A 13,613-nucleotide genomic window follows, 5' to 3' on the forward strand; every position below is an offset into this window, starting at 1 on the left:
TGATTATGAGGTTGTTCTGTGTTGTGATGCTCTGTGCCGTATGGGTCTGGGCGGAGGGGGCTGAAACCGTACGCGGGGTGGAATTCTCCGACTTGCTCAAGGAAATCGCCCTCCCTAAAAGTTGCCGCTGCACCGTACACGACGAACGCTTTTTGGCGGAGCCCGGCACCTTCGTGGACTGGGAAACCGACGGTGTGTCCGAGGTGCCTTCGAGCAGTATCGTTTCGGGGCTTGGAGGCCTTGGTCGCATAGGCTCGCTTTACATCCGCTTTGACGGAAAGTCCATGACCAAGGTATTGCACAAGGTGGTGGAAGAAGTCCCCTGGGGGATCTCCTGGTCGGGAACTTTTCACCTTGTATACGGAATCTACCTGTCTGCGGCAGTATCTTCTAGGGATTACGTCAGCATCGTGAATTACATCGAAAAGAAAAAGTGGGGCAAGGTCATCAAGATTCCCGAAGTCTCGGGAGAAGAGTGCAACTCCACCTGGGTCGAGATCAGGATCCCCGGTTATAGGACCATGTGGATGAACGACCTTGAGGATTTTGGGAATAGTTGCGGGTCGGTACATCTAACCTTTGTATTCGAAAAGCCGGATGAGAGTCGCGCCTGCCGCCTGTTCGAGGGGTGATTTTCGTCTAGGGGTGTTGTAAAACTTTACAATCCTTTTTTCGCTAAAACCCTAAACACGTCCTTTTTTTGGGGTTATCATTAAGGGCATGAAAAAGAAATTGACCTCTCTCTCTCTTGGCCTGTTGCTGGGTGCCTCTGCAGCCTTTGCAGCAGAAACGATTTACACTGCTCCGTCTTTCTTCGATGAAAACGGTGGCTACTTCGGTCCCGACTGCGACCAGACCAACTATTCTGGCGCATACTACACCGGCGACTACACCAGCCCCTTCAAGACTTTCTTGGGCAAGACCGATGCTGAAATCCAGGAAAAGATGGATCAGCTTTGGAACCATTACTTCAAGGGCGACAACAACTCCAAGGTCTACTACGATAACGGCAACGAAGCCTACATCAAGGATATCAACAATAACGACGTCCGTTCCGAAGGCATGTCCTACGGTATGATGATCGCCGTTCAGACCAACCACAAGGAAGAATTCGACAAGCTCTGGAACTGGGCCAAGAATCACATGTGGCACAAGTCTGGCGACTGGGACGGCTACTTTGCATGGAAGCGTGGCGACAACGGCCAGGGCGGCGACGACAACTGCGCACCCGATGGCGAAATGTACTTCATGATGTCCTTGCTCTTCGCTGCAAACCGCTGGGGCGATAGCCAGTACATGGACGACGCCCAGTACATCTTGGACAAGATGTGGAGCAACTATAACCATCAGCTGTTCAACACCTCTTCCTACATCATTACCTTCCAGCCCACTAACGGTAACAATACCTGGTCCGACCCGTCTTACGACCTGCCGGCCTACGTAGACCTTTTCGCACGCTGGTCCAAGACTCATACCGACAAGTGGACTGCCGCTACTAAGGCAACCCGCGATCACCTTTACAAGTCCTCCAACACCTCCTCCGGCTTGTTCTCCGACTACAACAACTTCGATGGTACTCCCCACGCCGTTAGCTTCAATAACGACGCTACCAGGTATATGTACGACGCCATGCGTTGCGCTATGAACTTCGGTATGGACTACTACCTGTTCGGTTCCGACGCAAAGCGCGAAGAAGAAATGGCAAAGCGCATTATCGACTTCTTCGAAAAGGACGGTTACCAGCACGCCCGTTTCAACTGGGATGGTTCCAATCCCTCTGAATCCTACACCCTGGGCGAAACCGGTGCCAACGCTGTTGCCGCCATGGCATTGGCCAACAATCCGTCCTACGAAAAGGCTATCAAGACCAACCTGGAAAAGGCTTGGAACGCAAGCTTGATGACCGGTCAGTACCGCTACTACGATGGTCTGGTTCACTACCTCTCCATGCTCCACCTGTCTGGCACTTTCAAGATTTGGAAGCCCAAGCCCACCGTGGAAAAGAAGACTGTTGAAGGTACCGAATACAATGGCGTTACCTATGACAAGGAAACCACCATCAACGCATTTGAAGGCTGCAAGCTTTACGAAGTCACCATTACCGGCAAGCAGAGCGCTCCTGTCGTCGACGCTGCCATTGCGATTACTTCTGTCAAGGCTATGAACGCCGCCCGCGTATGGTCTACCAATAGCGCCATCGTTATCGAAAACGTTGCCGCAGGCACCAACTTCTCCGTGACCGACATGAACGGCCGAGTCATGATGAAGTCCAAGGTCAGCTCCGCTTCCCATGAAATCCCCATGAGCAACAAGGGTGCTTTCCTGGTGATGGTCGGTAACAAGACCTTCAAGGTAATCAAGTAAGTGTAGATCCGCCGACGCCCGCGCATCGGTACGACATTTGCATGGCCTCCCTTTTACGGGGAGGCTTTTTTCATTCTATATTTGGATTATCTGGTTTGTGTCTTATGAGTGATATGGTAAAGACCGGGATCCTGGCTGTTGAGGACCCTTATTACATTGAGAAGAATATTGTTCCTATGAACGACAGGGGCATTTTGCGCCCGCTGCCATTGACTGAAGATGATGCTCCGTTCCTCAAACCTTTTGTAAAAAAAGAACGCTTTGACAGGTACGTTTCTTTTTTGTTTGACTGCGGAAATGTGAGCGGCAGACTTGTTTTAGAAAAGAGGGACTATAGTCACCTGCTTACTGCATTTTCTGTAAAGTTCTTCCCCAGAGATGAACAATATACCGATGATGATTTGTACAGGACCTGCAATTTGCTTTCTCAAAAATTGCATGCCTATGTGCAGGTCAAACTTTCTACCAAGAAGTTGCTCAGTTTTACCAAGGGTGTGGAATTGAAGTCCAAGACTCCGAAAAAGCAGGATTTTACGTTCCACAAGTTATATGAACACGCTGCCAGATCTGCTGAAGAACCTCTACAGAAATTTGTGGCTGGACAGTTCGATTATTGGCTCGCCTGCGCCGAAAACGAGGCGGCAGAGACCGCTGCTGTATTTGACGTGTAATTGAGACTTCTAAAGTCTGTCGTTCGTTATCTGAATAGAACTTTTGCATAAAAGTATTTGACAAGTCAGCATCAAGATCCGATAACTGTTATGAAAATGTAACAGAGAAAAGGCGCCGAGATGCTGTTTAACTTTAAAATGCCTGTGCTGTTCATCTACTATTTTGGTATGGCCTGTTTTGGGTACGAAGGTGTTTTGGTTCTGTTGCGTTATAAGTAGTTTTTCTTTGAAATTCTTCCTTTTCGTCTGAACTTGACTAGTGACTATTCAGTGTTGCTTATTACGTCCTTGAGTTTCTTGGTCTTGCATTTTATTTTTTTGTTCGAAAATTGAAAAAACGTGAGTGATGTGCGTTTTTACGTGATTTTTATCATGCGATTTTTCCTGAGACAATATTTTATTCTTGTAGGCCTTTGAATAAAAGAATCTCTATCTAAATTTTGTTCGCATTTTCACAATGCGTAGGGTTACAAAGAGGAAAACGATGAAAAAACTTACTGCCGTTCTGGCTGTAGGTGTAGTTGCCGCTAGTGCCTACGCTTCTGCAGAAAATACAGTCACCCTTAAGCGAGATGTTCTCGGTCGTGCCATTGGCGCAGATCAGAAGCAGCCCGTCCTTCTCAAGAACGCTACCGTTCAGAAGACTGCCGAACCCCTGGCAGCAACTTCTACAAGCAAAGTATACTCTTCCATGAAGGATGTGTACAAGGACAATCCGTTCAACGATGGTAGCGACAATATCGAAACCGTCTATGGCGCATTTGTTTCTAAGGGTATGCTTGCTCGTCCGGGTTATAGCGAACAGTATTACCTGTACGATAAGGGTAATGCCGTGAGCAAGAAGTCTTACGAATCTGACGTAAATTCCATCGAACAGCGTTACCGTTCTTACTATCGTAATTACGTGGCTCCCAAGGTTGCTATTCCTAGCTCCTTTACCCTGTATCCTCCTGCTCCGACCTATAGTGTTCGTGCCTCTAATACTGCTCCGTACGGCAGCGAGTATTATGGTTACCATTATGGTTATTACCTTAATATTGAACATGCTCACGCAAATACCGGTGTCGGACTATACGCTCACAATAATGCCGCCTATGGTTATAATGCAAATGTTTTTGCTTTTGACAAGGGCAATACTTATAGCGGTCTTCAGAATAAGATGAATGGTTATACTTGCTCTAAATCCTCTTCTCACGATGCTGAAACTAGGATTAGGACCACTCGTCGTGCCGGAACGGTTTCTCATGTCGCTCCCGAAGCACTTGTCTACGTTTATGATGAAGGTTGCTACGAAGATCAGAAGAGATTTGCAGTTCTTCCCGAAAATCCAGAAAACAAGAATCTTGCTGTTGGTCTTATGAATGCATCTGCTTATAAGAATAACACTGGAAATCTTAATATCTATGGTGAAGAGTCCGCTATTCTGGATGACTACATCTACTACAACCGTGTGGTAGGCGTTGCTCCGATGGAAATGGCAAATAATAATGCTGCCGCCTTGAATGCGATTACGGTTGGTGCAATCAAACCTATGCAAAAAAAGGTGTTTTACCCATCGATTTCCAATCCGACGTTCTCTGCTTCGGGTACCAATTTTATCAAGCCTGAAATTTCTGGTTACGGATATTTGTACATAGATCAAGACAAGACCTATGATATTTATTCGGGCAATACTAATCTTAGCGTTGGTGATCCGTATGTTCCGACTGCTTATGGATCTGAAGTTGCTGCTGCTTATACCGCAGGCCTGGTTTCTGACTTGATTTCCTTGAATTCCTTCTATAGGTGGCATCCGGAAGTGGTTAAGGCTCTGTTGCTGACTACTGCCACTGACGCTTCCGACGCTAATATAATTAAGTATGCCTACGAAAAGGATTGTCGTGTTTCCAACGATGCCGGTGACATTGGCATGGGTCTCCCCCAGTTCGATGAAATGATTACCAACAACCGTTCCCGTTACTGGATGGGTAAGAACTCCAGCCACTTCAGCAACTCCAACACTATCGAATTTACCGAATCTGGTATCACTAAGGGCCGACGTTATCGTATTGCTATCGCCTGGCTCATGCGCGGTGATAACATGATCAGCAGGAACACTGTTCATCAGGATATTGACCTCAAGGTCATTACCAAGGATGAAATGGGTAATCGTGTGGAATATAAAAGCGAATCTAGCATGAATGGCTATGAAATGGTTGACTTCGTGGCTCAGTCTTCCGATGACATCCAGATCGTCATTAAGCGTTACCGCAACAACGGTGGCCGCGTGCTTCTCGGTTATAACCTCCATGAATCCTGGTAATTTGGCTTTACTCCTTAGCTAAAAAAGAAAAATCGTTCGACTTTCGGGTTGAACGATTTTTTTTGCTTACAAATGTGCTATATTCCTGTTCGATATCTTTTGGGTAGTCGTTAAATAGGAGGATTTCCCATGAAGTTTGTGAAGTCTGCAGCGATTGCTGCATGCGGCCTTGCCATGTTTGGTTTGGCTGGTGTTTTTACAGGATGCTCTGATTCCGATTCCAGTTCCGACGCAGTTGCCGCTGGCTCTAGCGACGTGCAGAGCTTTGATGTTGCTAGCTGTAACTCTGACATTGATGCGGGTTCGGTCTATGCACTGGAACAAAACAAGGAAGGCCTGGTTGAATATTTCAAGGCTCTGAGCGATGGTGATTTGCAGGGGGCCCAGCAGAAGGGTGCCTCTGTCAAGAGTTCCTACGGCAACATTCTTGCAGGCAATCCTGCAAACTGTGAAGCCCAGGTGGGTTACGCCCTTGCCTCTATCGCCAACATTGTCAATAACGATGGCTTGAAGGCCTTGATCGATACCTTGAGGGGCAATGGTACCATCGAGACTGGCGACAATTATAGCCTCTACAAGATTTCTAGTGAACAGACTGCTCAGGTGGTGGTGGGTTCCCGCGCCCTGGCTAAGGAAGCCTCTGGCAAGTCCGTAATCGTGCGCGTGCAGGATGCCATCGGCGAAAACCTGCTGCCTGTAACGGATACCGCCATTACCTACCTGACCAACGTGGTTCGCAATGGTAACGTGACGATTCAGTATAACGGTGGCAGCCGCCCCGTGGAACTTGACAATGGTGAATTCGCCCCGGCCCTCGGCGCCCTCTACTTGATGCGAGCCTTGTTGGTTGGCGTGGCCAGTGTCAATGTGGACATTACCGAAAACGGATCCTTCCGTTGGATTGAGACCCTGGATTCCATGGACATCTCCAACTACAAGACCAATCCCGGTGTCAAGAAGTTGCTGAGCCTTATGGATGCAGACAACAGCTTTGGAACCATCAAGGATAACTGGGCCGAAGCTTATGGAGCGATCCCCAATATGCTGGATAGCGCCATTACCTATGTGCAGCTTGGCTTGCAGTATGGCATTAACGAAGCCGCCAACGGTCTTGCCACCCAGATGAATGATGTCTATGTGGTGGGCAATGACGAAGATGCCGATGTCAGCGTGTCTGACTTGCAGATGGTTATTGATTCCTTAAACTTCTTCAAGAATGCTCTCCATGGCGACATGGAATTCAAACTGGGCGAACGCAGCATTGTCGTGAACCTGGGCAAGTTCTTCAAGATTACCAACTTCAAGAAGTATCTGCCTTACTACAAGATTGTGGATCCGGCTGACTGGTACAAGGATCTTCCTGGCAGCTTCTGGGAAGAAGGCTTGGATGGAAATTCCTTTGGTGCCTCTGAATTGGAATTTATGGCTGAAAACAATGTTGCCTCTACTTCTGGCCCGATCGATAATCGTTCCGCTTATATTGTGGACAAGAAATATTACTTTGACGATGAAGCTGCCGATGGCCTTATGGTTATGGTCTATGGCTATTTAGGGTCTTACACCTATGCTGATGCTGCCTATGATGTGGTGGCAAACGGCTGCGACGTAACCCTCAGCCTGATGGATTACTACGTGCCCTCTTACTACGAGATGAAGGACAGCCTGATCCTGAAAAAGTACGCATATACCATCAGTCCGGAATTCTGCAAGGTGGAAGACGGCGTGGTCAAGTTCTTGAAGACTCGTGGAAGTACGCGGCCCAATATGTTCTACTTTACCGATGCCAAGGGAAACAAGACTGCTTCTGTGATTGAACTGGACAATTTCGACTCCGTAGAAGAACTGAAGCAGGTAATCATCTTCCCCGATGTAACTTTTGGCGGTGTGTTCCCCAAGATGACCACGGATGAATTGTGGGACTGGGTCGGAGCATTCATGGAAGACGATGATTACGACGATGATGATTACTACTATGACTATTATCAGAGCGGCTATGATGAATCCTACGGTTACGACTACGATTACGACTATTAATCGTGAGTAAGATTCTCGCCATTTGCCTAATGGCCGTAAGCCTCGCCTGCAGTGCAGAAATTGCCTGCAGCGGGCTTTTTTTGTCTAACCGGGATTCGGTACATGTTGGATCCCATACCTTTTTTGGCGGCATTGACTATCTTCAGCTGGAATTTCAGTGGATAGAAGGTTGGGATTTGGATGTCGGGTGGAATACCGCAAACTTTATGGCCGGGTTCCAGAGCGAGTTCGACCATGTGCTGCTGGGTGCCAGTTTCAAGGGGATTTCCCTTGGGGTGGGCCGTATGGTCTGGACCCCGGAAGAGGGGACGGGACTGCCTGTAATTGATGCGGGCTGGGAATCGTCCCTGTTGCAGAAGGACGCATGGGCCGAAGTCGAATTCGGCGGATATCGTCTGAGAGGTTCCCTGGGGAACGTCAGCAGCAGTCCGGTAAACCGCGACGAAGAATACTACATCAGGGATTCCCTTGGCGTCTGGATTCTGGGCGCTGGGTTCGGCCTCGATCGGCTCGGTGCGGAGTTGAACTACACTTACGTCACCGCAGATTTGTTCATGCAGGGAATTCGCTCCCAGGACGGTAATCGCAAAAGGTTCCTGTATTTGCCATTCTCGGGTTCATTCCATCTGATTGATTTCGGGATTGACATAGGCCCCGTAAATGTTTCCGCCGCTGCCGCCCGCATGGAATTACATCTGACCAACTCGGGCAGCCGCTTCTACGAATCTCTGGCCCCTAACCGCGCCCTGCCCAATTCCGTACTGCAGGTGCTTTCGTTCAGCTTCTTGCAGAAGAATTTCAGAGAAACCGCTGACATGGAAATCTCTGCCGTCATGGTGGGTGCCGCTTACCGCAAACCTTTCGGGCTCGGTTCCGCAGGAGGTACCCGCAGCCTTACGCTGGAGCCTGTCGTTTCGGCGGATTTCTTTTACGCCGACGGTTCTATCGATGGCAAGCAAGTTGAAGAGACGACGGTACTTTTTGCTACAGCCTCCAAAGAAACGGCGTTCGGTCGCGAGGCCAGCTGTTTTGGAACTTTTGTCGGATTGGGCCTGAATCTTAAATGGTGGCGTCTGGCTCTTTCGCTACACGCTCGTCAGATTGTGCCCCTCTACATTGACGTGCAGAAGACCGCAGATGGCATGAACTCAGTAGAAGGCGGAGAAATTTCAGATCCTTCCGCAGGAGGAACTTCCGGCGGACCGTCCATTATCTCTGATGACAGCCGTGCCATTGCCCGCTTCGGAAACGGAATGTTCGTGACGGCGTCCCTTACATTCTCTATCTGATTGCCGTAGCGGTTTCTGAATGCAGAACTTCGCCAACCATCAGTCTGAAATTGAATGGTGAATTGTCACCACTAGCCAGAAAATTAGCGGCCTTTTTCGTAAACGACGAAAGCGAAGTGCTTGCTGTCGGGAGCCCAGGAATTCACGTTGATGGTCCCTTGCCCGCCAAAGAGTTTCAGGATAGTCTTGGGAATGTCTAGGGTTCCGTTCTCGGATTTGTTGGCGCTCATCAGTCGCAGTTCCACCATCTTGTTAGGCACGTGTTCGCCGGGGCGAACATCAGTCTCGTGGTAGGCCACCATGACGATCTTCTGCAGATCTGGCGAGATGTGGGGGAACCATGTATTCCGATGTTCATCGAAAGTTAGCTGTTCCTGTTCCGAGCCATCCACCTTCATACGCCAGGCTTGCATGCGGCCAGTGCGCACGGAATTGAAGTAGATGTATTCGCCCTTGCAATCGTATTCGGGACCGTCGTTAAGGCCTCGGGCGGTTGTGAGCTGGGTTTCGTTTCCGCCTTCGGCAGGAATGGTGTAAATGTCGTATTCGCCGTTTCGTTCGGCACAGTAGGCCAGGTGCTTTCCGTCGGGGGAGATGCCGTGGAGGTAGCTGGGGGCCAGGGGAGTCACCAACTGCGGCATACGTCCGTCAAAGAAAATCTTGTAGATACGGGAAAGTCCGTCTTCCTTGGTGTGGTGGCTGACATAGAGGCCGCTACCATCGGGATCCAGCACATGATCGTTGTTGCAGTTGTTTACGTAGTGGCTGGGAACTTCTTCGATTTTGCCGGCGGCGAGGTTGCCGTCGCTATCGCGGATCAAGTCCATCTTGTAGATTCGTCCGTTGCTGTTGTAAGTCAGGTAAGTTCCGTCGGCACTCCAGTTGGGGGCCTCGATGACAAAGTCGAATCTTTTCAGCGAGGTGATGCGGCTGGTTTCAATGTCGAATACCTGCAGTATGGACTTGTCGCCATTGCGGTTCCAGGTGTCGCCCGGCGAAATTTCAAAGGGGTAGCTGACACCGAATCGTTCCCGCAGGGAATCCATCAGCTCCATCATTTCCATGGTCTTGTTCAGGGGCATTTCCGCGCATTCTCCCGCTTCGATGCCCTGAACAAGCAAACCTGCGTTTGTGTCATCCTGAGCAAGCGAAGCGCGTCGAAGGATCTGGCTGCATGCGAGGACTTCATATTCATAGCAATTGCAGAGGGATTCCGGTTTCACGCTTTCTACCAAGGCGCCGGTGGCGTCATAAACCTGCAACTCTTCCATGTTGTTCAGGTTCGCCACGCGGATACGGCCCTGGGTTCCGTAGATGGTTCCTTCGTTATGCCACGGTTCCGTAATGGATGTTTTCAGGTAGGCCTTCTTGCCGCTTCTGTAGGTAATGTTGATCCAGTCGGTGGCATCCACACCGGTGTCTGTCTTGATACAGCGGGCATCCAGATTAGCGATGGGTCCGCCCAGGAACAGGTCGGCGAAGGTCAGGCTGTAAATACCCAGGTCCAGCAATGCGCCGCCTGCAAGGGCGGGGTTCACCAGGCGTTCCACATGAGTTAGGGGCTGCGAGAAATCGGCCTCGACGCTTTGCACTTCACCGATGCGTCCTGCGGCAATCCACTGACGCACTGTCTGCACGGCTGGCAGGAATCGGGTCCACATGGCTTCGCAAAGGAAAACGCCCTTGTCGCGTGCCAGGGCGATGATTTCGGTGGCCTGCTTGGCGTTGGCACAGAATGCCTTTTCTATCAGCAGGTTCTTGCCGGCGTTGATGCACAGCTTGGCCTGTTCATAATGGTGGGAGTGGGGCGTGGCGATGTAGATCAGGTCCACTTCCGGGTCGGCTGCCAGGTCCTCATAGTTTCCATAAAATTTGCGGGCCCCGTGCTGGGAGGCGAAGGCCTGGGCCTTTTCCTTGTCCCTGGCGGCTACGGCGTAAAGTTCTACGCCCATGCCCTTGTTTTCTAAAGTCTTTACGGCCTTTGCCATCAAATCGGCGATATAGCCGCACCCAAGAATCCCAAATTTCATGTTTTCCATGTACAGAAATATACTTCGGCCCGGGGGCGGTCGGGTGGGTGGCGGTAGCAAAAACTGTTTACTTCTGTAAAAAGGGCTGTAGACAAAAAAAATCGCCTTTTTTCTAAAAAATTACAACTGACCGGCCCGATTTTTTTGTAGTTTATTCGTTATGAACTGGCTTAGGCAAAATATCTTGATGCTTTTGGTAAACGCGATTTTTGCGTTGTTCCTGAGCGTTAATGTCGGTGCCTATGTTTCAGATAAAGATGTGGGGACGTCACAGGAAGTACTGCAAACCGGTATGGTCCATCAAGACGGAGCCGCTGCGATCCTTGACGCACAGGATGACACTCGAGGATTGCTTCCCCGCACTTCGATCAGGGGCGAACTTCTCAAGAGGCTAAGCTCCCGCAAACTTCAGGGTGGCCTTGGCAGCCGAGCCCTGCTCAAGATTGCAGGCCCCTGGAGCGATTTGCTGCATGGTGCAGTTACGTCGGATGCAATCCATTTGCAGCAGGGGATTCCTCCTACCCGAACCTCTAACGTTTCTAAGGATTACTTTGTGTACACCTTAGAACGTATGCTCTGTTAATCTTTCTTTCTCAAAAAAAATTAGACGTTCATCGCGGTCACTAACCGCGGTTTTCGCGCTTGCCTTCCCGAGCGAGCGAACCCCCTTTTATCCACTCAAAAAAGAGAAAGAAAATGGAATTTATAAACAACATGGAACTGGCTTGTGGCCTGTTCAAGAATTCTCATATCCAGGTCAAGAAGGCTTTCTTCGGCCTAAAGAAAAACGTCATTTACACCCTGACCAACTCCATCGTGAGGGGCTCGTATATGGAATACGATTTTACCAACGGCAAGAAGGTGGCCATGCTCCTGGAAACGCCTTGGGAGTCCCTGGAGGCAGTCCTTGGCAAGGTGGGGCGGCCCGTTCCCGCCGACAACGGGATGTTCTGTCTTTCGATGTGCTACTCCCAGGATCGCAAGTTTGCCGCCATGCAACTTTGCCGGTATGTGAGTTTCGATTACGTTCCCACATGCGACATCCGTTTTGCGGAAGGCGACGAGGCTGAAATCCTCCTGCGGCCCTTTGTAAAGTAGATCGCTGCGGTTTAAAGCGGCCTAGAGTGTGGGGCGGCTGAAAAAGATTGGCCGCCCCTTTCGGTTTGTATTTATATTAATGTCAATGACCCCTCAATCTGTAAGAGTCTTATTTTTCTGTATTTTCATTTTGCTGCTGGTGCTGCAAAGTGCCTATGTGCCTATCCGCCATAGCGGCGTCCGGGCTCTGTTTGTACGTAGCGTGCTGGTGGCCATCACTTCCTGTCTTCTCTATATCGGGACCTATCCAGGCTTCTTTGGTGCTGATGGAATTTTTCTGACCCGGGCTTTCAATGGACTTTATTTTGCGGTGACGGCCTTGCTGCCCTGGATGTGGCTTGTCTACATGGTGAGACGCGTGTTCATTAAGCCAAGTCTTAGCACCTGGATTCGTATTTTGATTTCCTTGCCGGTGGCGTTCTTCGCGGTGGCTAGCATTCTCTCTATTTGGAATGGCTGGGTCTTTTATGTGGATGCGGCCGATGGCTATATGCGCGGTCCCTTGTACTTGCCTTACGTGGCTATTCTTGGCGTTTACCTGCTTGTTCCCATGTTTGGCTGCCTGAGCAGGGCATTCAATAAGCGCTTCTATGTAGACCGCTCCATGTATCTTTCCCTGTCGTCCTTCGGCTTCTTTACCATTGTGGGCATGACGTTGGAAGTGTTCTTTCCGGATCTTCCCAGTTCTGCCATGGGCATGGCGCTGACCTTGTTGACCAACCATCTGTCGGATCAGCGTGGGCAGGTTTCTGCGGATCCCTTGACCAAGCTGAATAACAGGAACCAGTTTAACATTTATCTGGATCGTCTTATCCAGAATCCGCCTGTCGAAGGCAAGGCTTACTTGTTCGTGCTGGACATGGACAAGTTCAAGCATATCAACGATGACTTTGGCCACATGAAGGGTGACGAGGCCTTGCTCATTGTTTCCAATGTCCTCAAGAAAGTCTGTGGTCCGAAGGGGCATTTTATTTCCCGCTTTGGCGGTGACGAATTCGTGGTGGTGGCCAAGTACAATGGCGAGCAGGAGTGCGATGGCCTTGTGCAGGAAATCAAGGCCGCCCTTGCCGAGGCATCCGCAAACTTTGTGTGCCCCTTATCTGTAAGCATCGGCTATGATGCGGTCAAGGAATCTGGCGAGACCATTCCCGACCTGTTCAATCGCGCAGATAAAAAGCTGTATAAAATCAAGAAGTCTCGCTAATGCAAATTTCAAACAACAAAACCTTCCTAGGCCTTAAGGAATCGATTTTCTCCAATACGACGAAATCAGATGTTGATGGCGTCGAGCTGAAATTGAATTCCGAAGACGGCGATAAGATCAAGGAACTGCTGGAACTGCCTGACGAGACCATCTGTGAAATGGCTTCAAAGATGGATTGCCTGTCATCTGCAGAAGATGGAACGTATGAACTTTCCGTCTGCTATTCTCAGGACCGCAAGTTCGCTGCCCTGCAACTTGCAAAGTACATGGCCTTTAAATATAGGCCCGTGACAGGCGTCCGTTTCGTTGAAAATGAAACGGCAGAATCTCTCCTGAAGATTCTGCTGAAGTAAAGCTAAATCTGAAATTTAGCGCAGCCTTTTTTTATTTGAAATTATAGCAAGCCGTGCTGCCTGAGAATCTCGGCGTATGCGTCTCGTTCCTTGGCGTTTTTGTCGGCTTGGGCTTTCACTGCTTCTAGCTCTTGCTTATTCGCTGCAAGCTCCTGTTTGTTCGCAGCTAGTTCTTGCCTGTTGGCTTCGATGGCCTGCTTTTGCTCTGCGATTTCCTCTTCCTGCTGTTTGATCAGCTCTTCGGTGTACTTGCGGGTAGAAATCGCGT

General features: G+C 49.6%; 11 protein-coding genes and 2 pseudogenes. 10 read left to right on the top strand and 3 right to left on the bottom strand.

The genetic code is table 11. The annotated features are described in order from the left end of the window. The first annotated feature begins 5 nt into the window (after positions 1 to 5). The 6 genes from BUB73_RS12590 (at position 6) to BUB73_RS12615 (ending at position 8,660) form a co-directional block, all read left to right on the top strand. Complete coding sequence (locus BUB73_RS12590) at positions 6 to 632, top strand: hypothetical protein (RefSeq protein WP_073235944.1); 627 nt, start codon at positions 6 to 8, stop codon at positions 630 to 632. Between the two features lie 88 nt (positions 633 to 720). Beyond that, on the top strand, positions 721 to 2,364 hold the full coding sequence (locus BUB73_RS12595) for a glycosyl hydrolase family 8 (RefSeq protein WP_073235941.1): 1,644 nt from the start codon (positions 721 to 723) through the stop codon (positions 2,362 to 2,364). A gap of 104 nt (positions 2,365 to 2,468) precedes the next feature. Next, positions 2,469 to 3,035 (top strand): hypothetical protein, encoded by a 567-nt coding sequence (locus BUB73_RS12600; protein WP_139259214.1) that lies wholly within the window; start codon positions 2,469 to 2,471, stop codon positions 3,033 to 3,035. Positions 3,036 to 3,519: 484 nt separating this feature from the next. Further along, on the top strand, positions 3,520 to 5,337 hold the full coding sequence (locus tag BUB73_RS12605) for a S8 family serine peptidase (RefSeq protein WP_073286314.1): 1,818 nt from the start codon (positions 3,520 to 3,522) through the stop codon (positions 5,335 to 5,337). 129 nt (positions 5,338 to 5,466) lie between these two features. Beyond that, positions 5,467 to 7,371: a hypothetical protein gene (locus BUB73_RS12610; protein ID WP_073286317.1), complete on the top strand. Its 1,905-nt coding sequence runs from the start codon at positions 5,467 to 5,469 to the stop codon at positions 7,369 to 7,371. Positions 7,372 to 7,373: 2 nt separating this feature from the next. Then, on the top strand, positions 7,374 to 8,660 hold the full coding sequence (locus BUB73_RS12615) for a hypothetical protein (protein ID WP_139259216.1): 1,287 nt from the start codon (positions 7,374 to 7,376) through the stop codon (positions 8,658 to 8,660). Positions 8,661 to 8,743: 83 nt separating this feature from the next. Here BUB73_RS12615 and BUB73_RS18030 read toward each other — a convergent pair whose 3' ends face one another. After that, positions 8,744 to 9,661 (bottom strand): TolB family protein, encoded by a 918-nt coding sequence (locus BUB73_RS18030; RefSeq protein WP_371522870.1) that lies wholly within the window; start codon positions 9,659 to 9,661, stop codon positions 8,744 to 8,746. Positions 9,662 to 9,961: 300 nt separating this feature from the next. After that, positions 9,962 to 10,699: pseudogene (locus tag BUB73_RS18035) on the bottom strand (Gfo/Idh/MocA family protein); the annotation flags it as partial. A gap of 151 nt (positions 10,700 to 10,850) precedes the next feature. Between BUB73_RS18035 and BUB73_RS12625 the strand changes: the two are divergent. From BUB73_RS12625 to BUB73_RS12640, 4 genes are all read left to right on the top strand, one after another. Further along, complete coding sequence (locus BUB73_RS12625; RefSeq protein ID WP_101478507.1) at positions 10,851 to 11,273, top strand: hypothetical protein; 423 nt, start codon at positions 10,851 to 10,853, stop codon at positions 11,271 to 11,273. Between the two features lie 113 nt (positions 11,274 to 11,386). Next, positions 11,387 to 11,788 carry a hypothetical protein gene (locus BUB73_RS12630; RefSeq protein WP_073235924.1) on the top strand — a complete coding sequence of 134 codons (402 nt, stop codon included), beginning with the start codon at positions 11,387 to 11,389 and terminating at the stop codon, positions 11,786 to 11,788. 157 nt (positions 11,789 to 11,945) lie between these two features. After that, the gene (locus tag BUB73_RS12635; protein WP_175552216.1) at positions 11,946 to 12,992 is read left to right on the top strand and encodes a GGDEF domain-containing protein; all 1,047 of its coding nucleotides are present in this window, start codon (positions 11,946 to 11,948) and stop codon (positions 12,990 to 12,992) included. Beyond that, complete coding sequence (locus BUB73_RS12640) at positions 12,992 to 13,345, top strand: hypothetical protein (RefSeq protein WP_073286329.1); 354 nt, start codon at positions 12,992 to 12,994, stop codon at positions 13,343 to 13,345. The genes BUB73_RS12635 and BUB73_RS12640 overlap by 1 nt, the downstream gene beginning before the upstream one ends. Positions 13,346 to 13,386: 41 nt before the next feature. Here the strand turns inward: BUB73_RS12640 and BUB73_RS17390 are convergent. Further along, a pseudogene (locus BUB73_RS17390) lies at positions 13,387 to 13,613 on the bottom strand (hypothetical protein); the annotation flags it as partial.

The organism is Fibrobacter sp. UWH6, from assembly GCF_900142465.1.
Lineage (GTDB): Bacteria > Fibrobacterota > Fibrobacteria > Fibrobacterales > Fibrobacteraceae > Fibrobacter.

Coding starts and splice junctions, on each gene's coding strand:
- BUB73_RS12590 (WP_073235944.1), top strand. CDS start 6: ATGAGGTTGTTCTGTGTTGTGATGCTCTGTGCCGTATGGGTCTGGGCG.
- BUB73_RS12595 (WP_073235941.1), top strand. CDS start 721: ATGAAAAAGAAATTGACCTCTCTCTCTCTTGGCCTGTTGCTGGGTGCC.
- BUB73_RS12600 (WP_139259214.1), top strand. CDS start 2,469: ATGAGTGATATGGTAAAGACCGGGATCCTGGCTGTTGAGGACCCTTAT.
- BUB73_RS12605 (WP_073286314.1), top strand. CDS start 3,520: ATGAAAAAACTTACTGCCGTTCTGGCTGTAGGTGTAGTTGCCGCTAGT.
- BUB73_RS12610 (WP_073286317.1), top strand. CDS start 5,467: ATGAAGTTTGTGAAGTCTGCAGCGATTGCTGCATGCGGCCTTGCCATG.
- BUB73_RS12625 (WP_101478507.1), top strand. CDS start 10,851: ATGAACTGGCTTAGGCAAAATATCTTGATGCTTTTGGTAAACGCGATT.
- BUB73_RS12630 (WP_073235924.1), top strand. CDS start 11,387: ATGGAATTTATAAACAACATGGAACTGGCTTGTGGCCTGTTCAAGAAT.
- BUB73_RS12640 (WP_073286329.1), top strand. CDS start 12,992: ATGCAAATTTCAAACAACAAAACCTTCCTAGGCCTTAAGGAATCGATT.